The sequence below is a fragment of the Paenibacillus rhizosphaerae genome, from assembly GCF_014192015.1.
In the GTDB taxonomy this organism is placed as follows: domain Bacteria; phylum Bacillota; class Bacilli; order Paenibacillales; family Paenibacillaceae; genus Paenibacillus_AQ; species Paenibacillus_AQ rhizosphaerae.
This window is the reverse complement of sequence record NZ_JACHXJ010000001.1, coordinates 1,317,169-1,337,434: the sequence shown is the minus strand read 5'-3', so window position 1 is coordinate 1,337,434 and position 20,266 is coordinate 1,317,169. Positions and strand designations below refer to the sequence as shown.

Below are 20,266 nucleotides of genomic sequence, written 5' to 3'. Positions count from 1 at the left end.
ACAGGCTTCCCGCCTGCCCTTATTTGTTCGATTCTGATGCTCATTACAAGGCACCCAGCATTACATTGCCGCCCCTTGAACCAATGCCTCCTGAACCGGAAGCTCATGGATCGTCCGCAGGTAGCTGATCGTCTTGTTGGCCGAATGCATGACGACTGAATAGGTTTCGGCCTTATCTTCCTGCAGGTACCGCACACCGTTCAAGAAAGACCCGGAAGTGACGCCGGTGGCAACGAAAAGCACTTCTTTCGTACCTACGAGATCGTTCATCGTCAGCAGCTTGTGCGCATCCCGAATCCCCATCCGGCGACAGCGTTCGAGATCCGGCGGGCCGGCGGGAAGCAGTCTTCCCTGCATCTCCCCGCCAAGGCAGCGGAGGGCGGCGGCAGCCAATACGCCCTCGGGCGCACCGCCTGAGCCGACATACAGATCCACTTCACTCTCCATCGCCGCCTCAATCGCTCCCATGACGTCACCGTGGCTGAGCAGCTTGATCCGCGCCCCCATCGTCCGAAGCTTGGCAATGATCTCCTGGTGGCGTTCCCGGTCCAGAATCGATACCGTTACATCCGATACCGGCTTGTTCAGTATGGACGATGCTTTGGTAAGCGTCGTTTCGATCGGATCATCGAGGGACAGCTGGCCGGCCAGCTTTGGACCTGCCGCCAGCTTGGCCATATACATATCCGGCGCATGCAGAAGCTGGCCTGCCGGGGCGGCGGCGATGACCGATATGGCGTTGTTCAAACCGCTGGCTACCGTTTCGGTCCCCTCAAGCGGATCCACCGCGATGTCGACCTTCGGACCGCGGCGGTCCCCCACTTGTTCGCCGATATAGAGCATGGGGGCTTCGTCCATTTCCCCCTCTCCTATCACGACCGTTCCATCAATGGGCATCGAATGGAATTGCTTCCTGATCGCTGTCGTCGCTGCCTGATCCGCGCTGTTTTTGTCTCCTCTTCCTGTCCAGCGTCCGGCGGCAAGCGCCCCCGCCTCTGTCACTCTTACCATATCCATAGCAATATGACGTTCCATTTCTTTACCTCTCCTCCTATTCCATGCCCGGTAATCTAGCACTGCGGTATGCTGCTGAGTGTAAACCCAATCCCCTTTCATCTCAGTTTATTGTGTTTTATATATTACGTCACATTAAGCCATTTATCAACATTTATGACATCACATATTTTTAATACGGCTATAGATGAGATGAATATCGTTTTCAAGTCCTACAAACAATCAAAAAAAGCGTACCCCTCTCCATAATCGCAAGAGGTTAGTACGCTATTATTACGTCATATATACTATTGTAAAAGCTCGCGAGCCAGCAGCCGGTACACCTGCAGCCGCATCTCCTGGGAATGCGGGATACTGCAGATCATGGCTTCATCAAAACCATATTGCTCCTGCTCTTCCTTCAAACGGGCGGCAATTTCCTTGACCGGACCAACCAAATGCAGCCTCCGATTGTCCTGAATCAGCATGCGGTCCATTTCGGTCAGCGGGTAATTGTGTGCTTCTTCCGGAGTGAGCAGCTGCGTGATCTGCCGCCCCTTAGCCATCATGAGACGAAACAGATCCTGCGGCAGTGCCTCATATTCGGCCTCTTCCTTCGTCTCCGCGGTGGTTACCAAATAGGTCACGCTGATCTGCGGTCTCACCATAAATGCCGAAGGCTTGAAGCTTTCTTTATACATATCCAGAATTTCGCGGCTCATCGCCCCGTTAAAAAATTGCGCAAACGAATACCCCACACCCATCTCTCCGGCTTTAAGCGCACTGTCGCCGCTAGAGCCGAGCAGCCATGCCTCAGGCAGGGTGACGTGAGCCGGGGATGCGGTATTTTTGGCGTACAGGGTATCTTCCGGAACTTCTTCGTTCATCAGCTGCAGCGTTGTCTTCAGCTTCTCGTACATATTGTGCAGCATCAGCTGCCGCCCTTCCGCCAAGGCATACATGGAGCTTGTATCGCCGCCAGGTGCCCGGCCGACGCCGAAGTCGATCCGGCCAGGCGTGAATGCGCTCAGCGTCTTGAACACTTCGGCCAGCTTCAAAGGAGAATAATGCATCATCATTACACCGCCGGTGCCGATCCGAATGCGCTGCGTTTTGGCCGCAAGACGGGCCGCCGTCACTTCGGGCGCAGAACTCGCAAACGTGCGGGCCCCATGGTGCTCGGCCATCCACATACGGGTGTATCCCAGTTCGTCGGCCAGAACGGCCAATTCTTCCGCCTTGTGAAGCGCTCCTTCCGCTGTATTTCCTATCGTAACGGGTGCTTGATCCAGTACACTTAATTTCATGTTGTTACCTTCCCTTCCAGGTTATACCTCCATCCTGAACGCTATCCATTCATCCCATATTAAAGAGGATAAACATTATCCACGTTATCGTAATATATCCTGGTCGAAAAGTAAAGACTGGCTGCAAATTCAGACATTCACTGACCGGCTGTCAGCATGACTAAATCCAGCGTCAGACCATTTTTGTTCCTGGACAGAGGATCAATCTTCAATTTTTATTCTAGCTTTTTATTCAGTGAGCTTGCTCCAACCACGGGCGGAGAAAGCCCTCGATTTCCTGATTGGTTGTATGAAAATACGTATTGTTATGCCGGCCGTAATTAAAAAAGCCATGCTCCATGCCATCATAAGTTTTAAACGTAATCGGGTTACCGGCATCCTGCATTTCTTGAACAAAGCCGCGGTTTTGCTCATACAAATCGTCCCCGGTTCCGCACATCCAGAGCGTCTGCGGCAGGCAGCGCCGCACATGATGGATGGGCGAGATCTCCTCGGCAACAGACAGCAGTTCGGGGTATCGGCGGGACATAATGTCCACCCCGTCCATCCCGGCCGCAAAGATGACAAGCTTATCGGGAACAGCACTCACGGTCACATCGTCCCCATCGTCGTTCAAGTGGTCGAACATAATGGAGGATACGGAAATATATCCCCCCGCCGATGCTCCGCATATAGCCAGCTTCTCCGGATCGGCACCGAGCTCCTCCGCATGCTGACGCACCCAGCGCACGGCCGATTTAACATCCATAATCGCCTGCAGCGGGGTAAATCCAGCATCACGGCCTGTCCTGTAGTCCACGCAGATCGAACGATGCCTTGAGATGCGAATTCATGGGCTTGGTGCTGAAATTGGGCCGGCGAAAATTTCGGATTCGGCTGAAAGCTTCCTCCTTGAAAAAACAAAATAACTGGCCGGTTTGCCCCCGCCCGGTCCGGTTCGGATACATAGAACCGCAGCTTCCGGTCTTTTACCTCTTTGTAGGTGAGTTCGCGGACAGGATGTTCAAAAGGAAATCGCATGGCATTCATCCTTTCTTCGAATGGAGTAGGCCTAACATTTCCAAAATTATACACCATCCGGATAAGGTTGTCGTTTCCCTTTTTCCAAATACGGCGCGTTGCACTCCACCGTTCAGGCAGGCAACGCATGCAGATCAACGAGCTGAAGGACAAAAAAGACCGGCCTTGGTATAGGCCAGCCTCTCTTTCATTTCCTCAATACCGAGTGCGATACCGCTCACGTCTGTCATTTTTTCATGCCGGTGACTTCGGCTACGATTTCGTACGAACGCAGGCGGGCCGCCGGGTCGTAGACCATCGAGTTGACGATCATTTCGTCCGCCTGGGTCTCATCCAGGAAGGCCTGCAGCTGACGCTTGACTTCTTCCGGATTGCCGATGACCGATGAACGGATCTGTTTCATCACATGCGCCTTCTCGAACTCGTTCCAGTTGCCTTCCAGCGATTTGACGGGCGGGGCCAATTGCCCCGGCGTATTCCGGATCAGGCTCAGAAACTGCTGCTGATGCGATGTGGCGATAAACTCCGCCTCTTCCGTTGTATCGGCCGCATACACATTCACCCCGACCATGGCGTAAGGTTTGTCCAGAACCGCAGACGGTTGAAACTGTCTCCGGTAAATGGCCAGCGCCTGCAGCGTATGATCCGGCGAGAAATGGCTGGCGAAGGAGAACGGAAGTCCCATCTTGGCCGCCAAAGCAGCGCTGAAATCACTGGAGCCGAGCAGCCAGATCGGAACATGCTGACCTTCCCCCGGAATGGCCCGGACGCGGTTATATTTGGACTTCTCGTCGAAATAGGCCATCAATTCCTGAACATGCTGCGGAAAATAATGACCGTTACTAGGGTCGCGGCGCAGCGCCTCCGCCGTGAGTTGATCGGACCCCGGTGCGCGCCCGAGTCCAAGGTCAATCCGTCCCGGATACATCGCTTCCAGCGTACCGAACTGTTCCGCGATGACCAGCGGCGCATGGTTAGGCAGCATGATGCCTCCGGAACCGACGCGGATCGACTGGGTCCCTCCGGCTACATATCCGATGACGACGGACGTCGCCGAACTGGCGATGCCCGGCATGTTGTGGTGCTCAGCCAGCCAATACCGGTTGTAGCCCCAACGTTCGGCGTGCTGCGCCAGGTTCAATGTATTTTTAAACGATTCGGCCGCCGTTCCACCCCTGACGATGGGTGCCAAATCAAGAACGGAAAACTTGATCTGATCCAGCGTTTTCGTATCGTGGTTGCTCATAGGTATCAGCTTCTTTCCTGCAAATTTATATGAATGCCGGTAGGACCGTTTCATCGTAAGTTGTCAGCTTGATGAATGAAATAGATCAATAAAAGTGCGAACGTCTGCGGCTTCTGATGCCGGACGTTAATCCAAATAGCGGCGAATCCGGTTTACGACGCCGGGGGCGTCCTCTTCCGTCTCCTCCTGCTCAGCCTTCACCTTGCGGACCTTCTCGGGCGTGACGTCGTTGCCCAGCGGGTCTACCACCGTCAAACGGGAGAATGTGCCGAGCACCTGCCCGCGGATTTCTCGGAGATAATCCTCGCGGAGCGACTGCTGTTCCACGCGTTCCGCGTTGGTGAGCCCTTCTACTTTTTCCTTTTTGGCAAGCTCATTGATTCGGCTTAAAATCGAAATCATGCTTTTCCCTCTTTTCTTGTTTGTATGTTAAACGACCATTTTTTCGTGAACCCATTCCTTTAGCGATTCAATCTTCTGTCTGTAACGCTCCCGATGCGCATCGTCGTAAATGGATGCTACCGTTTCCCGCTGAAGCACGGTCTTCCAGGCGGATTCCGCTTCTTCCATTAAATTGGCCAGTAGGCAGCACGGATCGGGATCGTCCCGAAGTTCCAGCATATCCCGAAAAATGCCGCTTGAGGAATAAAGGGATTGCTGCCCCTCGATGGCGATGAAAATATCGTAGATACGGATATCTTCTGTTTTTTTCTTCAATTTAAACCCGCCTTTTACCCCGGGCACGGAGGTGATCAGATCAGCGCTGACCAGCTTTCGCAACAGCTTTTGGAAGTAGGTCGGGGAGGTGCCGAGCTGCTGGCTGATCGCCTCGCCGGGAAGGACCGCCTTGTCCGGAAGCATACTCAGCAGAAAAATCGCGTATACGCACTGCTCCACGCCGGTCTTCATATGCATAGTCATCACCTCCAAAATTGTAGTCTTCATCATTCCCATTTGAGCAGATCAAATTGATTTTGCCGACTAAAGCGGATAATTATTGTCCGTATTAGATTATATGAAATCGGACTAAATGTAAACCATTAGTTTTACATTGAAAAATTTGCTGCAACTTTCAGCAGCACAACAAAACGGATACCCGGCAGGAATAATTTCTCCCTGCGAATATCCGTTACTTTTCGCGGCATTCCCGATCAAATCCATTGACGCTCGTGCAGATGTTCAAAAATCCGCTGGCATACCGGCGAGACGCGGATGCGATCCGCATAAGTCAGCCAGGCAAACTCCTCGATTTCCGCCGATGGGCGCAGCTCACCTGAATATTCCCCGGTATAACAGCTCATTTGAACCGTCACATTGTCCGCTTTGCCGTGTGCCTGATCTTCAAACGTTCCTACGAATGTAAGGGTTCCAGGGTCGATCTCAACCGTAAGCTCTTCCCTGATTTCACGGATCAGCGTCTGCTCATCGGTTTCACCGGGTTCCCGCTTTCCCCCAGGCAAATAATACGTATCCTTTCCTTTGGAACGTGCGGAGAGAATCCGTCCGTCCTGAATCTGAATCCAGGCAACCTTATCAATCGTGGTCGTCATATTCAACTTCACTCCTTATCCATTTCCTTGCTCTAGTGCGGCAGTCTTTTTTTGAACCGCGGCAGATTTTCCCGCTGGAAGCCGCCCTTCACCGATTTTGAAAACTACGATTCCGGCCACAATAACGAGCACGCCGATCACTTTATTTGGTGTCAACGGAACTTTCTCCAGTCCCATCCAGCCAAGCGAGTCCCAAATCAGTGCAAACCCGAGCTGGGACGTCATGACTACGGCGATGGCAAAAGTGGGCGCAAGCAGCTTCATGCTCTGCATCAGACAGAACACGACCCCCACCCCGATCATGCCGCTGAACCAGTACCAGGGCTGCATATGCTGGAGTGTCAGCATGCCTTTGCCTTCGATCGCCAAGCCGATGCCGAACGATGCGACAAATCCGAGGAACAGCACCCAGGTTGTTGTCGCCCAGGAGCCGATCCGCTGATTCATTTTGCTGTTAAAAATGTTCTGCAGGCTCACCAGGGAGCCGGCGATCAGCGATAACACAAGACCGAGCATCATTGGTTTCCTCCTCCTTTCGTTACGATTTCATAAATATTTTGTCCAGCCAGATCGCTGAGCCCTTTCCTGTCTATTACGCGGATGTAACCTTTATCCCGTTCCACGAGTCCGTCTTTGCAGAACTTCTGGATCACCCGGTTAACGTGGCGATAGCTGGTCCCGATTAAGTTGGCCGCATCCACCAGGTTGACCGCTGTCCGCTGTTCCTCACCGGAAGTGTCCGCATCGTCGAAGGAGATCGACAGTAAGTAGCTGGCCAGCCGGACTTCAACCGGATACATCAGATTAAGGCTTAGAAAATTGGATTTGATATAAAATTTATTGGTGATCATATCCAGTAGGAACTGGAGCATAGGAGCGTAATCCTTCCCGAATTTCCGCAGCCAGCGGTGGTGGATGCCGATCATATGCACGGTCGTGACCGCCTCAACGGTATTGACCGTATCCGTATCCTTGAGGTATTCAATGTCTCCGATAATTTCCAGCGGTTTCATAAAGTTAAGGATCAGCGTTTTCCCTTCGGGTGAGGTTGTGTAGATTTTGATTTTCCCGCTGACGAGCACGTATAAATATTCCGCAGGCGCTCCCTGAGAGCAAATGAATTCTCCTTGGTCAAAGCGATACAGCGATAAATACGGCCGAAGCGGTTCATAAAATATCGTCTCCAGCTCATATTGACGCAAATAATCCGCCAGCAGCCCGTTATCCTTCATCTCTCTCATCTTCAAACGTCCCCCTCTAACTTAGGCCCATCATAATGGCGTGCGGCACGGATGTCAAAATTTAAGAATCACGACGCCCGCAATCATTATTCCGATCCCGATAAACTGTGCGGTGCTGATTTTCCGTTTCTCCATGCCGAACCAGCCATTCAGATCGACAATAAACGTCAGGCAGAGCTGGGCGATCAAGAGGGCGGAAATGGTAAAAGTCACTCCGATCGTCTGAATCGACGTCACCTCGCTGAAAATGATGACCGCCCCCAAGGCCCCGCCGATCCGGTACAGCGGCTTGACGCTCTTGAAGCCCTCCCGGCTGCCGTCACGCACAAACAGCAGGATGAGCAAAGCGAGAATACAACCGGTCAGTTGGGTTACCGCCGCGGCCTGCCACGTCCCGATATCCCCGCTGATCCGGGAGTTGGCGACACCCTGCAGCGTAATGCAGGCGCCGCCCAGCAGTGCAAATATAATGCCCTTCATAGGTCCTCTCCTTCTGTTTTGTTCTGTCATTATTAAAAGGCAATCAAGCCGGTATAGGGTAGGACATATGTCCTCAAATCGATGGATTCCCGCAAGCCAACGAATCTGAACAGCAGACAGGTACTGCATGAAGACCCTACGACACAAATAAACCGCACGTCAGTTAGCATTACTAACGTGCGGTTTGTCTTCATCTGCGGACTTTGATTCCGGGTCATGATATTCCGGTTCCAGGAGACGGCCTATAAAATTCAGCATTTCCAAATTCCGCGCGTCCAAACGATGGCCCTCTTGTCCACGTAATTGCCAGGTGCATAAGCAATTCGGAGGTCATTTCTTCCCGAATCGTCATGAAGCGTTCATCCGTGTACAAATTGAACCACTCGCCAGGATCTTCTTTCAGATGGTACAGCTCCCCCTTAATCTCTTTCAGCCTGGAGTCTGCATCGTCCAATGGCCCCGGCAAAGATAAAATCAGCTTCCAATCCCGTTTGCGCCACATGACGGCCGGAGCGGCGAATCGGCCGTCTTCCGTCGTCCGGTGGAACTCGGAAAACGTTCCTGTGCGCCGCTTGCCTGCTAACAAATCGAGACCGGGAAGAACGGGATTAAGTTCAGCTCCCGATGCATTCGCAAGGGTCGGAACCAGGTCGATCAGCTCGGCCGGACGATCATCCGTTATTCCACGCATTTCAGCGGGAATCCAGCTGCCGGACAATATCAACGGAACCCGTACGCTGCTCTCAAACAAACAATATTTACTGAAGCGGAACTGGCGCTCTCCCAGCATTTCACCGTGATCCGATACGAAAACGATCAGAGCGTTATCCAGTAACCCCTTAGAACGCAGACCGTCCAGCACCTCTCCGAAATAATGGTCCAGCCAAGAACAGTTGGCCCAGTAACGCAGCGTTGTCCGCCTGCGCTCCATCACGCTCATCCGTTCCCACATCTGCCTTCTGTCCCAATACCGGCTGCCGCCGTCTCCGCGGATCAAAGCCTCTTCTTCCACATGCGTTCCCTGTTCTATTTCCCATGGCGGCTGCTCAATGTCCGGAATGTCCTCGAGCCGATACCAGTCTTCGAACTCCTTCGGAACATTAAAGCCCGCATGTGGCTTTAGAAACGATAAATACAGAAACAGCGGACGCGATCCGTCCAGCCCGTGCTCGATAAACTTCTTGCATTGCTCAGCCACCCACCCGTCACGATGCCGGTGCATCGGCACTTCGCTGGTGCGGCCGATATATCCGAGCGCATTTTCTTCCCCGCTTCCGTAATCGCGGGTTTCCTCATAATATGCGCTCAGTCCTTCCGGATCATCCTCATCCATCATCAGCGCATTCTCTTCGTAATGCCCGCTGTCCCGGCCGAGCCCTATAGCCCGCACCTCAAATCCCCGCGCCGACGGATGGGACCGCCGGCCGTGATTCCAGTGTGTTTTGCCGAAACCGGCCGTCTGGTAGCCCTGCCTGCGAAGCAGCTCCGGCAAAGGCAGGATGGGAAAACCATCCTCGTCGTCAAGGCCGTCCCGGTTGGTTCTTACCCCGATTTGCGAAGGATACAACCCGAACATCATCGAACTGCGGCTGGGAACGCACATTGGCGCTTGGCAAACAGCCTGGCTGAATACGATCCCTTCGTCCGCAAGACGGTCCAGCGTCGGTGTTTTGATATGCTGATTGAATCTCCCGATGCAGTCCCAGCGCTGCTGGTCGGTCATCAGAAATATAATATTCGGTTTCGTCAAAGCCATTGAACCCTAACTCCTTCCTTCATGTGCATGGCCTCCCTCTGCCGGTCATCCTTTGATGGAGCCGACCATGGCCCCCTTGGCAAAATGCTTTTGCAAAAACGGATACACGAGCACAATCGGCACGGTGGCCACGATAACCGCTGCCATTTTCAGCATTTCTGAAGGCGGAGGCGCAGCGGACACATCATAGGCGTCGAGAGCCGCATTGTTGGCGCTGAGCAGCATATTTTGCAGCAGAACCTGAATCGGCCATTTTGTGGAATCGTTCAAGTAAATCAGTGCAGAAAAAAATTGGTTCCAGTACCCTACCGCATAAAAAAGGCCAAAAGCAGCCAAAGCGGGCAACGACAGCGGCAGAATGACGGAAAACCATATCCGCACCTCGTTGGCGCCGTCCATCGCCGCAGATTCATCCAGATCGGCAGGAATACTCTCGAAAAAGGACTTCATCAGCAGCACGCTCCACCCGTTAGACAGCGACGGGATAATGAGTGCCCAAATGCTGTCGATCAGCCCGAGCTGCCGCACGAGCATATATGCCGGGATCAGTCCCGGACTGAACAATATCGTAACCAGCACGAACAAAAGTACCTTGCGCCGCCCGCGCATTCTCCGCCGGGACAGCGGGTAGGCGAGCATGGCCGTCACGATCAGCGACAATGCCGTACCGACGGTCGCAAGAAAAGCGCTGTTTCCCACCGACCGCAGGAACGCATCGGTCGAGAGAAGGTAGCGGTAAGCCTCGAAACTCCAGTGCTCGGGCCACAGCAGCCAGCGTTTCTGCGCAAACTCAGCCGGATCCGCAAGCGATACGACCAGCACGTAATAAATAGGAAAGCATGTCGCCATCCCCAGCAATCCAAGTCCGACTCCATTCAGGCTTTGAAATGCCTGGTCTCTCCATCCGATTCTCATACTTTCATCTCCAATCTGCAGAAAGGCCTAAAAAATCCCGCCGTTCCCCCATTTATTGGCCAGCTTGTTGGACAGCAGCACGAGCACGAGTCCGACCACCGACTTAAAGAGTCCGATCGCCGTGCTGTAGCTGAACTCTCCGCGCTGAATGCCTATGCGGTAGACGTAGGTGTCGAACACTTCCGCAACATTGGAGACCGCTCCGTTGTACATGAGGAACACCTGCTCGAAACCCACGTCCATCAAATCGCCCAGCCGCAAAATCAGCAGCACGACGATGACGCTCCGTAATGCTGGCAGCGTGACATGCCACATTTGCCTGAATCTCCCCGCGCCATCCATCTTCGCTGCTTCGTATAGCTGCGGATCCACGCCTGCCATTGCGGCCAGAAAAACGATCGTCCCCCATCCCGCGTCCTTCCACATCGACTGCAGCGTAATGACGATCCAAAAGCTGTGGGGATTGGTCAGGATATCGATCCGGTCATACCCCGCCGCCTCCAACAAGTGATTGACGAGACCCTCCCCTTTGGCGAACAGCGTGAACGTCAAACCGGCAAGAATCACCCAGGACAGAAAGTGCGGCAGGTACAACACCGACTGCACCAAGCGCTTATACGCTCCGCTGCGCACCTCATTCAACAACAGGGCAAGGGCAATCGGCAACGGGAAGAAAAAGACAAGGTTCAGTACATTAATCGCCAACGTGTTGCGAAGCAGCATGCCAAAATCCGGCGTCGCGAAAAATGTGCGAAAATGCTCCAGCCCCACCCAGTGGCTCCCCTCCATTCCGGCAAACGGAGAGTAATCCTGAAACGCCATGAGCGTTCCCCACATCGGTATGTATTTAAACACGATGAAGAAGAGAATACCGGGCATGGCCAGCAGATACAGATACGGGTTCCGTCCGATATCGCGAACCAGCCTATGGATATACGTTCGTTTGGACATGGACTCGCCTTTGCTCCGATATGCAGGATGGTTGTCAGTCATTGTTTCTGCTTGATCCACGACTCCACCTCCCATCAATGCCCGCCGCGCTTCCGATAAGCGTCTGACATTTCTTCCGTCGATTGGATGAATTGCGGATCGCTTTTCGTTTTGGCAACCAAGTCATCCCATGCGGAAAGCGGTTCTTGGCCGATGACGATTTTGGCGGTCAGGTCGCTGATCCGCTTCTCGAGGTCTGGCAGCAGCTTTTCCGCCGCAGGAGAGTACAGGCCTACCCCGATATCCGGCACGTTCTCCTTGCTCCGCTGAGCATCCACCTGGCTTCTCAGCTCCTCCAGCTCCTTCAGCTCCGGATTGGCTGGCGGGGGATTCAGCGCAGGATCGATCGAATTGACGATCTGATTGAAATCGGAAGCGTTGTCCTTCAGGAGTTTATCCGGATCGACGATTTTGACCCCATTCTCTACTCGGTAATGAACGCCCTCGATGCCGAACCGCTGAACTGCGGATACATCCGGAATCAGCCAAGTGTCAACCAGTTTCAAAATTTGCTTGAGTTTGTCTTCCGGCACCGTTTTTGGAATGGCCAGAATGCCGTTAAAGCCGGTCCCTTTCGGGACAAATCCGTTGAGCGCAGTCAGCGGATAAAAGTCCGCTTCCTTGTATGACGGTACGAGCTTTTTCAAACCGGGAGAATATACCTTGGGCCCGGTTCCCGTCTTGTCGATGACACCGCCGGCCCGATTGCCGATGTAGTAGTCTCGCACCTGCGTCGTTTTCAAGGTCAGCAAGTCTTCGGGCAGCAGCTTTTCCGAATATAACTTGGCTAAATAAGCCAGCGACTCGCGGGCTTCCGGCAAAAAGGGGGCATAGGTTAATCCATCGCCTTCTTCCTTCCAGGAGCCGGTCACGCCGGTAAAGATTTCACGGAACGTGCCTGTCAGCGTATCGATCCCGGCGGACAATCCGAACGTATCGGCCTTTCCGTTGCCGTCGGGATCCTTTCCTGTAAATGCCTTCAATGCCACGTACAGCTCCTTCGTCGTTTTCGGAGGCTGAAGGCCCAGCTTATCCAGCCAGTCCTTGCGGAGAATCAGGAAGGATACGTCATTCGCATCGCGTCCCCGGGGAATGCCGTAGTTTTTCCCATCCTCCATTTTGGTAAGCTCCCAAGCGACTTCAGGAACTCCATTCTGCAAATTCGGGTAATCCTTCAAATACGGTGTTATGTCCCAAATGGCCCCCTGCTTGACCAAATTCCGGAAAGACGGCCCGAATGGGTCGCTGATATAAGTCAAATCAGGCAGCTCGCCTGAGACGAGTGTAATGTTTAATTTATCATCATATACATTGTTGGAAATCCATTGAATGTCCAGTTTTGAATCCGTCAGCTTTTCGATTTCCCGTTTGATGACATTATCATCGGATGCCGGAGGTGTGCTGGGCGTTATGGTCATAATACTGATTTCGGCACGCTCGGAAGGGCCTTTTGAATTTTGCCCACCGGATTCTTCACGCGAAGAGCCCGCAGACCTCCCGCAAGCAGACAATGACACTAGGACCGTGCAAATGAAAATTTGAAAGAACAGGCGAGGCGTTACTCTCATACGTTATCCATCTCCCTTTTTTTAAAACTAAGAATTCACCCTTGTTTAGTAGGATTTATGAAATCATCTTAGCGTAAAATGGGACTTGGTAATTGTATAATCGGGACAGATAATTGACTCTTTGAGCCAAGGAACGTTACTGGCTGTCCTGCAGAGATCGTGCTTGCTTCTTCAATAAATCGGTTTCCAGAAGCATTCCTTTCGGTATCTGCTCGGCGTGCAGCCCGCTAGTCTGACAAATGTACGGTTAAAATGCGAAGAGTCGCTAAAGCCTGCGAACGATGCGATCGAGTCCACACTACGGTTCGTTTCCGCCAGCATCTGCTTCGCTCGCTCGACCCTGATTTGCAGAAGCATTTCATGAATAGTGCGGTTCGTTTGCTCGCGAAATACACGGCACAAATGCCTGCCGCTAATCGTGAAAGCCTGGGCGAGTTCCTCAATGGACAGCTTCCGGTGGAAGTGCTGCTCGAGATACGCAATCACCTTTCGAACCAAGATCTCGTGTTGGATCGACACGGGTTTGGTGCGGGAGAGATCGGGAGATTGCCGCAGCAAGATTCGCGACAGCCGGATGAGCAAATGCACGAGCAATTGGACAGCGATTACGTTGGCGCCTGGGGCGCCTGTCTTTAACTCCTGAAGCATTGCTTCCAACTGGCCAAGCACCTCCGTCGATTCCGCCGAAGTCAAAGACAGTTTCCTCGGTGGGCGTTCGCCGCCCCCGCAAAATGGCCAAATAAAGGGCAGTTCCGCCTGAATGTTCATGTCTTTCGGCAAATATGCAGGAATCGTATCCTGCCGAAACAAGCAGTTCACGATCTCAAGATGACTAGTTGCGGCATCGGGAAAATGATGGCTTTCCCCTGGCATGATCAAGAACACATCCCCAGTGTTCAGCGCATAATTCGTTCCGTTGATCCGATGCATGCCTTGTCCCTGGACAACATAAATAAGCTCAACGAAATCATGAAGATGTTCTTCGAACAGGTTGTGCTTTCCGTGGGAAGCGCGTTGAATCCACACGTCATACTCCCCTCGATCGTATTCGGAAAATTTTTTCCGCTCCATATGGCCCTCCCTTTCCCGTCTCAAAAAACGCAAGAAGACCTATCGGCTGAATGGGCCAACAGGTCTCCGTTCGTACGGTAGACGGTAATTTTCTGATACGCATAACTTTGCGATCCATTATAAGCAATTCTGGAGGAATCGTAAACATGAACTATCCCTTGCTAACATGGTCACTGCCCGTTTGATTAGTGATTAATCAATCACAAACGCTTAAACTATTCTAGAGTCAGCCGTCTGTGATGCCTGGACCAATGCTGCTGTGTTTGCCTGCTGCAGTGCTTTGACCGTCACAGTGATGCCTTCCTTGAACGGTGTTGCAATAATCGGCCCAATCCACTTTTCATACTTGGCTCTGCTCAGCGTCAGCGGTTCTTCGGTCAGATATAACATCTCAACGACCTCTTTCATTACGGGCACGCCCAATCCGAGCAGGGATAACCCGATTTTCTTCAGCGGAATGACCGGTTTGCTGCTTCCACTGACCGCTCTCGCAATCCGCACGATCTCCCGTCCCGAAATCAGGCCTCCGCCAGGAATATTCCAGTTTTGACCGTAAGCTTCGTCATGATCTGCCACATTGGCAATCATGGCGGCGGCGTCCGGCAAATAGACAAACTCGCGAGGGATGCTCATGTTGCCGATAAAAAAGGCCATTTTGCCGGCAGCGATGGCTTCCAGGGTTGAACCGAGATAGGACGCTTCATTCGCAGTCGGACCATAATAGTCCGGCAGACGAACGATCATGACCTTGGCCTTTTTCCAGCGCTTGTCGAACAGCATCCGTTCGAAGTTCAAGCGAACCTTCCCTTTTTTCGTATGCGGTTGTTTCGGATGCTCTTCGGTGACCGGGTCGGACTGCCTTCTTCCATAAGGATAGATACCGTCAATCGCAACCACTTTGATTGCCAGCCTTTCGGCCGCCTCCATCACGGATTCACCGAGGGGAATCAGTTTGCTTGCCATCTCATGGTACGGTACGTTCGCACAATGAAACATGACGTCCGCGTCCCCAGCTTGCGCGATGATATCCTCGGGCCGCATGGCATCTCCCACGGCTAGCTTCAAATGCCCCGGATTCCCCAATCTGCCGGCGACCTGCTCCAGCTTCTGGCGCGATCTTCCGAACGCTATCGTAGGAATTCCCCTCTTGACCAGTTCCTCCGTAATCGCTGCGCCCGTTCCGCCCGTGGCTCCAACCACAATCGCTTTGTTCATCGTCATTTGATATCGTCCTCTCTGTTTTTGATTTGTGATTGATTAATCACTAACTTGTATTCATCATAACATTCAGTTAGTGATTGGTCAATAACTATTCATAAAAAAATCCATTAAGCTAAGGAGACCTCTCCCATCTCCTTGCCCCTCCTTTAATTCCGGTAGACTGATCGCATCCGCTACGTTACACAACATCCCTCTGGCCAAAAAGAGCATCGTTCTTTCTTCGGCTTGTGGAATCCTCGCCTCGCGAAATGCCTGCAGTATGATTTGACGAACCTCCCGGAATCCGTTTCTCGTCGCTTCCTGGATCGCTTCTTCCTGGATCGTTTGGGACTGCATCTGCAGCAGAATCTCGTTCCGGTGGTTCTCCATAATCTTCTCGTATTCCGTAATCAGTTCCGCTTCAAGCCGCTCCGGCGAAGCCGACTTCACAACTTGCTGAAACGAGTCGATCATCCGGGACCAGGAGACTTCCAAAGCCGCGAGCAGCAGTGCTTCCTTCGTTGAGAAAAAACGAAAGACGTAAGGCTGCGAAATGTGGGCCCGCTGTGCAACCTGTGCCGTGGTGGCCCGGTAATAGCCGGTTTCGGCAAACACCTCGATGGCGGCCGATATAATATCCGTTCTTCGGTTCACCGAAGTGGACGCATCTCTTGCCATAGCGCATATCTCCTTTTCATTACGTCGATTAGTAAGTGATTGATCACTATCTAATAATTATATGGGATAACAACGCGAAATGCAATTCGCCTCTTCTTGCCGAAGCCGTGATAAATCAAAGAGACGGACCGTTACTGCGGTTCGCCTCTTATTATAATGAGATGAAATCTTTGTCCTATGACTACCCCGTCCGCTTCTTACCGCTTCAAAGACGTCGTGCTCACCACACCGTATCTCGCGAGCAGCCTGCGTCCAAGCAGTCCAACCGCCCGGTCCGTCAAAAAGCCCATAAGCCCTAAGCAAATCAGGCCCACGAAAATCCAGTCCGTCCGGAAAAACAGTCGTGAGTTCCAGATTAGATACCCGACTCCCTCATTGGAGGCGATCATCTCGGCTCCGATGATAGCCATAAAGGACGTGCCCATGGCCAGCCGGATGCCGGTAAAGATGTATGGAACCGTTGCCGGAATAATGACATGAACGACGATCTGCCACTCGGAGGCCCCCATGCTGCGGGCCGAACGAATCTTATCCTCCTCAACGGAGAGGACGCCGGTGAAGGTGTTCAGAATGACGATAAAAAAGGTTGCATACATGATCAGCATGACTTTTGACGTTTCGCCAATGCCAAACCAGACCAGGAACAGCGTAATGAATGCGATCGGCGGAATAAACCGGATAAAGTTCAAGAACGGCTCGGCGAAGGTACGAATGAATCCGACCTTTCCGATGATAATGCCAATGGGCACGGCAACCAGGCTTCCAAGTGTCCAACCGAGAAGGACACGGTAGGCGCTGATGCCAATGTACTGCAGAAGTGTGCCGTCCATCAGCAGTTCGTATCCGCCTTTCGCCGTGTAGATCGGCCCGGGCAGAATCTCCGGCCCGTATATGAGCGAGACCAGCTGCCAGATGACGATCAACGCGATCCAGAACAGCACTTGGAGCGGTCCTTTCCTTAATTTCTTGCTCATGTTGATCCCTCCGATCGGTTTCTATTCGTCAAAATGGGCCTGAATGCGGTTATATAGGTCATGGAATTCCGGCGCGGCTATGTCTCTCGGATAGGGGAGCGGTACCTCATAAATATCGGTGATCCGTGACGAGGGGCCGGCGGACATAATGCCGATCCTTCCCCCGAGAAGCAGCGCCTCCTGTATGTCGTGGGTGACAAAGATCACCGTCTTGTCGGTTTCCTGCCAGATCTTTACCAATTCCCGCTGCATCGTTCGTCTGGTCATCGCATCCAGCGCGCCGAACGGCTCATCCATAAGCAAAATGCCGGGATCGTTGGACAGCACCCGCGCCAGCTGCACGCGCTGCTTCATCCCGCCGGACAGCTCGCGGGGGAATTTATTCTCATGCCCCTTGAGCCCTACCATACCGATAAATCGATCGGAGATTTCCTTGCGCCGGGCGGCAGGAATGCGCTTCATCCGCAAGCCGAACTCCACGTTCTCTCTGACAGTCAGCCAGGGAAAGAGCGAGGAATCGGCCTGCTGGAAGACGACGGCCCGATCCTGACCAGGCCGATCCACCTCCTTCTCGCCCACCCGTAAATATCCTGAGGTCTTGGACACGAACCCGGCGATCAGGCTGAGCAGCGTTGATTTGCCGCAGCCGCTCGGGCCGAGGAGAACGAAAAATTCTCCTCCCTTCACGACCAGATCGACATCCTGGATAATATAATGTAGGTCTCCGGCCGTCTGCTGCTGACTATAGCTCTTATTCAAGCGCTCAATATAAATTTCGTTTGATCTGGATACTGCCCCCATAATCCCGCCTCCTTATTTCAGCTCAACCACGCGGTCCGGGAACGCTTTGCGCACCAGGTCCAGATTCAGCTTGTCGTTCAGGTTAAAATCCTTTTCAATGATGCCGGTATCCACCATATATTTTTTCTGGCCTGCCAGCCCGTCGTAAGCCTGCTGGGTGAAGCCGATCTTCCACGGATTTTTCGGCAGATCCTTGAGCGTGGCCTCCTTCGGCTGCTTCACTTCATCGTACATAATGTCAGCTGTTTCATCCGGATGCGCCTGGACGTAGTCGGATGTTTCGTCAAGCGCCTTCAGCAGTTCGACCAATTCGTCCGGATGGTCCTGAATCAGCTTGGTGCCGGTGATCAGACCTGTGCCGAGCCGGACAGGCGTCTGGGACATATCCGACAGCTCATGCGCTTCGGGAAGCGCGGCGAACTTGTCATTCAGTACCGAGCCGTATACCCAGGCCGCGTCGATCTCGCCCTTTTTCAGCGCCACATACGTTTCGTCAAACCCTCCCTGACCGACCAGCGTAACGTCCTTTAAGGCAACGCCATTCTGCTGCAGATAAACGTCCCACAAATAAGGAATGAACGTTCCACGCGAGTAGCTCAGCTTCTTGCCCTTCAGGTCGGCGGGGCCGGCAATCTCTTTGCGGGCAAACATCTTCCATTCGCTTGCGCTCAGATCCGTTGCCGTTCCGGAGGAAGCGAAGATCGCATAGTCGCCTTTGCTGACGGCGTTCAGCAGCGGAAAGTCTGCCCCAAAGGCAATATCCACCTGCTTGATGAACAGGGCGTTGACCCCTTCGGCTGGCGTGGCAAAGTTCACCAGCTCCGCATCGATGCCGTGTTTTTCGAAAAATCCTTTTTTTGCGGCGACCCGGAAAATCGGGTTGGTGGAAATATCGGCGATTTTTACCTGAAGCCGGTGCCCGCTGTCTTTTCCCGAGGCGGTTCCGCATGCGGTGAGCAGCACGGAAACCAGCAGAACCGCTGCGGTAATTACGCTGATGCGTCGAAACACAAGCCTACTCATCTTGATCCCGTTCCTTCCTGACGACTTCGTCCGTAGTCGCTACGCAGAAGGCTCCATCGCCATAGGACACAGTCCCCTCAACCTCAACTGCGGTTACAACGCCTCGCGGTGCCGCACCTGGCAGCCGGTAATCGGCAACGTCAAGCGGAGCGATTTCCGTCTCCACCGGCTTCTCCAGCTGCGGAATCCACTCATAAGGTACGCGGTAAGCGCGGTAAACCATATTCGCGTTTCTTGTGTTTTTATAGGGAGAAATATATTCCCACACCAGTTCATGCTCCCGTGTGACTTCGAAAATCCTTCCGTCCGCTCCTTCGGTAATCAGCGTATTGCCGTTAGGCAGCCGCTGGGCCGAGCTGATATAAGGGCTGTAAAAGCGATAGGAGTCCAATGGAGCCTGAAATCCGGCTTCGGTCGGCGTGTACTGCCATTCGATTTCCAGCGTGATCGGATGAATCTCCAGAATCCGGGAATGGTCGCGGCGCGCCACCTTGACGCCATCCGGCGATTCAGGGTTCGGGCTGCCATAGCCGCCCCAGCCGCCGTTATCGAATACCAGAATATTGCCCTCTCCCGGCAGTCCCTTCGGAATCAAATGGGCATGGTGCTGTCCGATGATCCAGCCGATATGTTTGGTATCTTCGCCGGAATAGTCCGGCCCAAGCTTCCATACGATGTCTCCGGTCCTTTTATCGATGATCGCGATAATGTTGGATTCCCGTGCATCCCATATCAAATTGTCCGGATGGAAGCGCTCGTCGCCTGCATCATAGTGCTTATTTGGACCCAGCACCGAGACGGAGTTGATATGCATCCAGTCCCCGGAATGGGTACCGAACGCCCGCGTATTCGGGTCCCGGTACAGCGCCTCCTTCGCGGCTTCGTCAAATCCGAGCTCTTCAAAGTGATCGCTGACGGCCCATTCCCAGACGACATTGCCTTCCCAGTCCACTTCGATGATCGTGTCGTCCAGCAGCTCGACGTCTGAAATTTCCGGGCGGTTTACGTTTTTGTGCGCAAGGATGATCGTATTGCCCGAACCGACTTTCGGATCGGCTCCAGGCACATAATATCCAACCGGATTGCCTTCCCGTTGGTAATCATGATGCTGGCGTGCCATCCACTGCGCCGGATGGCCCGGATCCTCGATCCATTCGTACCGGTCGAATGTCCAGACGATGTTGCCGTCCCAATCGACCTGAACCAGATTGGCTTCGTCCTGAAAACCATACTTTGGATCCCGCTCGGCTGTACTGCCCAGGACATAGCCTCCTGGGAATATTTTGTTCGGAAAACCGCGCAATCCCTTCCACAAATGCACCTCTCTGCCATTCATGTCGATCAGCAGTGCCCCGGTGTCAGCTGCCTGGTAGATGGTGTAACCGCTCCATGCCTTCCCTGGTTGATATACGGTCGTTCCTGTCGGATAAATGGTTGGATGTCCCATATGATC

The 20,266-nt window shown here is 53.1% G+C and carries 21 protein-coding genes; all 21 read right to left on the bottom strand.

The features are described 5' to 3' along the window. Window positions 1-60: 60 nt before the first annotated feature. The 21 genes from glpX to FHS19_RS05715 all read right to left on the bottom strand — a co-directional run bounded on the left by glpX (window position 61) and on the right by FHS19_RS05715 (window position 20,260). On the bottom strand, window positions 61-1,035 hold the full coding sequence (glpX, locus tag FHS19_RS05815; RefSeq protein WP_183579879.1) for a class II fructose-bisphosphatase: 975 nt from the start codon (window positions 1,033-1,035) through the stop codon (window positions 61-63). Window positions 1,036-1,301: 266 nt separating this feature from the next. Next, complete coding sequence (locus FHS19_RS05810) at window positions 1,302-2,300, bottom strand: LLM class flavin-dependent oxidoreductase (RefSeq protein WP_183579876.1); 999 nt, start codon at window positions 2,298-2,300, stop codon at window positions 1,302-1,304. A gap of 232 nt (window positions 2,301-2,532) precedes the next feature. After that, complete coding sequence (locus FHS19_RS05805) at window positions 2,533-3,099, bottom strand: alpha/beta hydrolase (RefSeq protein ID WP_312887151.1); 567 nt, start codon at window positions 3,097-3,099, stop codon at window positions 2,533-2,535. 447 nt (window positions 3,100-3,546) lie between these two features. Next, window positions 3,547-4,566 carry an LLM class flavin-dependent oxidoreductase gene (locus tag FHS19_RS05800; protein ID WP_183579873.1) on the bottom strand — a complete coding sequence of 340 codons (1,020 nt, stop codon included), beginning with the start codon at window positions 4,564-4,566 and terminating at the stop codon, window positions 3,547-3,549. Window positions 4,567-4,692: 126 nt separating this feature from the next. Further along, window positions 4,693-4,968, bottom strand: coding sequence for a DUF896 domain-containing protein (locus tag FHS19_RS05795; RefSeq protein WP_183579871.1), 276 nt, complete (start codon window positions 4,966-4,968; stop codon window positions 4,693-4,695). Between the two features lie 27 nt (window positions 4,969-4,995). After that, a complete protein-coding gene (locus tag FHS19_RS05790; RefSeq protein ID WP_183579868.1) occupies window positions 4,996-5,481 on the bottom strand; it encodes an RrF2 family transcriptional regulator in 486 nt (161 codons plus the stop codon). A gap of 236 nt (window positions 5,482-5,717) precedes the next feature. Beyond that, window positions 5,718-6,116: an NUDIX hydrolase gene (locus tag FHS19_RS05785; protein WP_183579865.1), complete on the bottom strand. Its 399-nt coding sequence runs from the start codon at window positions 6,114-6,116 to the stop codon at window positions 5,718-5,720. Between the two features lie 15 nt (window positions 6,117-6,131). Next, window positions 6,132-6,635 (bottom strand): DMT family transporter, encoded by a 504-nt coding sequence (locus tag FHS19_RS05780; RefSeq protein WP_183579862.1) that lies wholly within the window; start codon window positions 6,633-6,635, stop codon window positions 6,132-6,134. Then, on the bottom strand, window positions 6,632-7,357 hold the full coding sequence (locus FHS19_RS05775) for a Crp/Fnr family transcriptional regulator (RefSeq protein WP_183579859.1): 726 nt from the start codon (window positions 7,355-7,357) through the stop codon (window positions 6,632-6,634). The genes FHS19_RS05780 and FHS19_RS05775 overlap by 4 nt, the downstream gene beginning before the upstream one ends. A 54-nt stretch (window positions 7,358-7,411) precedes the next feature. Next, window positions 7,412-7,837, bottom strand: a complete 426-nt coding sequence (locus tag FHS19_RS05770) for a DMT family transporter (RefSeq protein WP_183579857.1) — start codon at window positions 7,835-7,837, stop codon at window positions 7,412-7,414. A gap of 214 nt (window positions 7,838-8,051) precedes the next feature. Continuing rightward, window positions 8,052-9,593: a sulfatase family protein gene (locus FHS19_RS05765; RefSeq protein ID WP_183579853.1), complete on the bottom strand. Its 1,542-nt coding sequence runs from the start codon at window positions 9,591-9,593 to the stop codon at window positions 8,052-8,054. 45 nt (window positions 9,594-9,638) lie between these two features. Further along, window positions 9,639-10,508: a carbohydrate ABC transporter permease gene (locus FHS19_RS05760; RefSeq protein ID WP_183579850.1), complete on the bottom strand. Its 870-nt coding sequence runs from the start codon at window positions 10,506-10,508 to the stop codon at window positions 9,639-9,641. A gap of 27 nt (window positions 10,509-10,535) precedes the next feature. Further along, complete coding sequence (locus FHS19_RS05755) at window positions 10,536-11,459, bottom strand: ABC transporter permease (protein WP_246426506.1); 924 nt, start codon at window positions 11,457-11,459, stop codon at window positions 10,536-10,538. Window positions 11,460-11,533: 74 nt separating this feature from the next. Next, entirely contained in the window at window positions 11,534-13,066 is a 1,533-nt protein-coding gene (locus tag FHS19_RS05750) for an extracellular solute-binding protein (RefSeq protein WP_183579846.1), read from the bottom strand. Window positions 13,067-13,237: 171 nt separating this feature from the next. Then, window positions 13,238-14,137, bottom strand: coding sequence for an AraC family transcriptional regulator (locus FHS19_RS05745; protein WP_183579843.1), 900 nt, complete (start codon window positions 14,135-14,137; stop codon window positions 13,238-13,240). 210 nt (window positions 14,138-14,347) lie between these two features. Further along, a complete protein-coding gene (locus FHS19_RS05740; RefSeq protein WP_183581464.1) occupies window positions 14,348-15,352 on the bottom strand; it encodes an SDR family NAD(P)-dependent oxidoreductase in 1,005 nt (334 codons plus the stop codon). 87 nt (window positions 15,353-15,439) lie between these two features. Next, complete coding sequence (locus FHS19_RS05735) at window positions 15,440-16,015, bottom strand: TetR/AcrR family transcriptional regulator (RefSeq protein WP_183579840.1); 576 nt, start codon at window positions 16,013-16,015, stop codon at window positions 15,440-15,442. Window positions 16,016-16,212: 197 nt separating this feature from the next. Next, window positions 16,213-16,989 carry an ABC transporter permease gene (locus tag FHS19_RS05730; protein WP_183579837.1) on the bottom strand — a complete coding sequence of 259 codons (777 nt, stop codon included), beginning with the start codon at window positions 16,987-16,989 and terminating at the stop codon, window positions 16,213-16,215. 21 nt (window positions 16,990-17,010) lie between these two features. Further along, complete coding sequence (locus FHS19_RS05725) at window positions 17,011-17,790, bottom strand: ABC transporter ATP-binding protein (RefSeq protein WP_183579834.1); 780 nt, start codon at window positions 17,788-17,790, stop codon at window positions 17,011-17,013. A gap of 12 nt (window positions 17,791-17,802) precedes the next feature. Next, window positions 17,803-18,813, bottom strand: a complete 1,011-nt coding sequence (locus tag FHS19_RS05720; protein WP_183579832.1) for an ABC transporter substrate-binding protein — start codon at window positions 18,811-18,813, stop codon at window positions 17,803-17,805. Continuing rightward, a complete protein-coding gene (locus FHS19_RS05715; RefSeq protein ID WP_183579830.1) occupies window positions 18,806-20,260 on the bottom strand; it encodes an aryl-sulfate sulfotransferase in 1,455 nt (484 codons plus the stop codon). Before FHS19_RS05715 ends, FHS19_RS05720 begins: the two co-directional genes overlap by 8 nt. Between the last annotated feature and the right edge of the window lie 6 nt (window positions 20,261-20,266).

Excerpts from the sequence above, each read along its gene's own strand:
- glpX (WP_183579879.1), bottom strand. The coding sequence starts at position 1,035 with ATGGAACGTCATATTGCTATGGATATGGTAAGAGTGACAGAGGCGGGG.
- FHS19_RS05810 (WP_183579876.1), bottom strand. The coding sequence starts at position 2,300 with ATGAAATTAAGTGTACTGGATCAAGCACCCGTTACGATAGGAAATACA.
- FHS19_RS05800 (WP_183579873.1), bottom strand. The coding sequence starts at position 4,566 with ATGAGCAACCACGATACGAAAACGCTGGATCAGATCAAGTTTTCCGTT.
- FHS19_RS05795 (WP_183579871.1), bottom strand. The coding sequence starts at position 4,968 with ATGATTTCGATTTTAAGCCGAATCAATGAGCTTGCCAAAAAGGAAAAA.
- FHS19_RS05790 (WP_183579868.1), bottom strand. The coding sequence starts at position 5,481 with ATGCATATGAAGACCGGCGTGGAGCAGTGCGTATACGCGATTTTTCTG.
- FHS19_RS05785 (WP_183579865.1), bottom strand. The coding sequence starts at position 6,116 with ATGACGACCACGATTGATAAGGTTGCCTGGATTCAGATTCAGGACGGA.
- FHS19_RS05780 (WP_183579862.1), bottom strand. The coding sequence starts at position 6,635 with ATGATGCTCGGTCTTGTGTTATCGCTGATCGCCGGCTCCCTGGTGAGC.
- FHS19_RS05775 (WP_183579859.1), bottom strand. The coding sequence starts at position 7,357 with ATGAGAGAGATGAAGGATAACGGGCTGCTGGCGGATTATTTGCGTCAA.
- FHS19_RS05770 (WP_183579857.1), bottom strand. The coding sequence starts at position 7,837 with ATGAAGGGCATTATATTTGCACTGCTGGGCGGCGCCTGCATTACGCTG.
- FHS19_RS05765 (WP_183579853.1), bottom strand. The coding sequence starts at position 9,593 with ATGGCTTTGACGAAACCGAATATTATATTTCTGATGACCGACCAGCAG.
- FHS19_RS05760 (WP_183579850.1), bottom strand. The coding sequence starts at position 10,508 with ATGAGAATCGGATGGAGAGACCAGGCATTTCAAAGCCTGAATGGAGTC.
- FHS19_RS05755 (WP_246426506.1), bottom strand. The coding sequence starts at position 11,459 with ATGTCCAAACGAACGTATATCCATAGGCTGGTTCGCGATATCGGACGG.
- FHS19_RS05750 (WP_183579846.1), bottom strand. The coding sequence starts at position 13,066 with ATGAGAGTAACGCCTCGCCTGTTCTTTCAAATTTTCATTTGCACGGTC.
- FHS19_RS05745 (WP_183579843.1), bottom strand. The coding sequence starts at position 14,137 with ATGGAGCGGAAAAAATTTTCCGAATACGATCGAGGGGAGTATGACGTG.
- FHS19_RS05740 (WP_183581464.1), bottom strand. The coding sequence starts at position 15,352 with ATGAACAAAGCGATTGTGGTTGGAGCCACGGGCGGAACGGGCGCAGCG.
- FHS19_RS05735 (WP_183579840.1), bottom strand. The coding sequence starts at position 16,015 with ATGGCAAGAGATGCGTCCACTTCGGTGAACCGAAGAACGGATATTATA.
- FHS19_RS05730 (WP_183579837.1), bottom strand. The coding sequence starts at position 16,989 with ATGAGCAAGAAATTAAGGAAAGGACCGCTCCAAGTGCTGTTCTGGATC.
- FHS19_RS05725 (WP_183579834.1), bottom strand. The coding sequence starts at position 17,790 with ATGGGGGCAGTATCCAGATCAAACGAAATTTATATTGAGCGCTTGAAT.
- FHS19_RS05720 (WP_183579832.1), bottom strand. The coding sequence starts at position 18,813 with ATGAGTAGGCTTGTGTTTCGACGCATCAGCGTAATTACCGCAGCGGTT.
- FHS19_RS05715 (WP_183579830.1), bottom strand. The coding sequence starts at position 20,260 with ATGGGACATCCAACCATTTATCCGACAGGAACGACCGTATATCAACCA.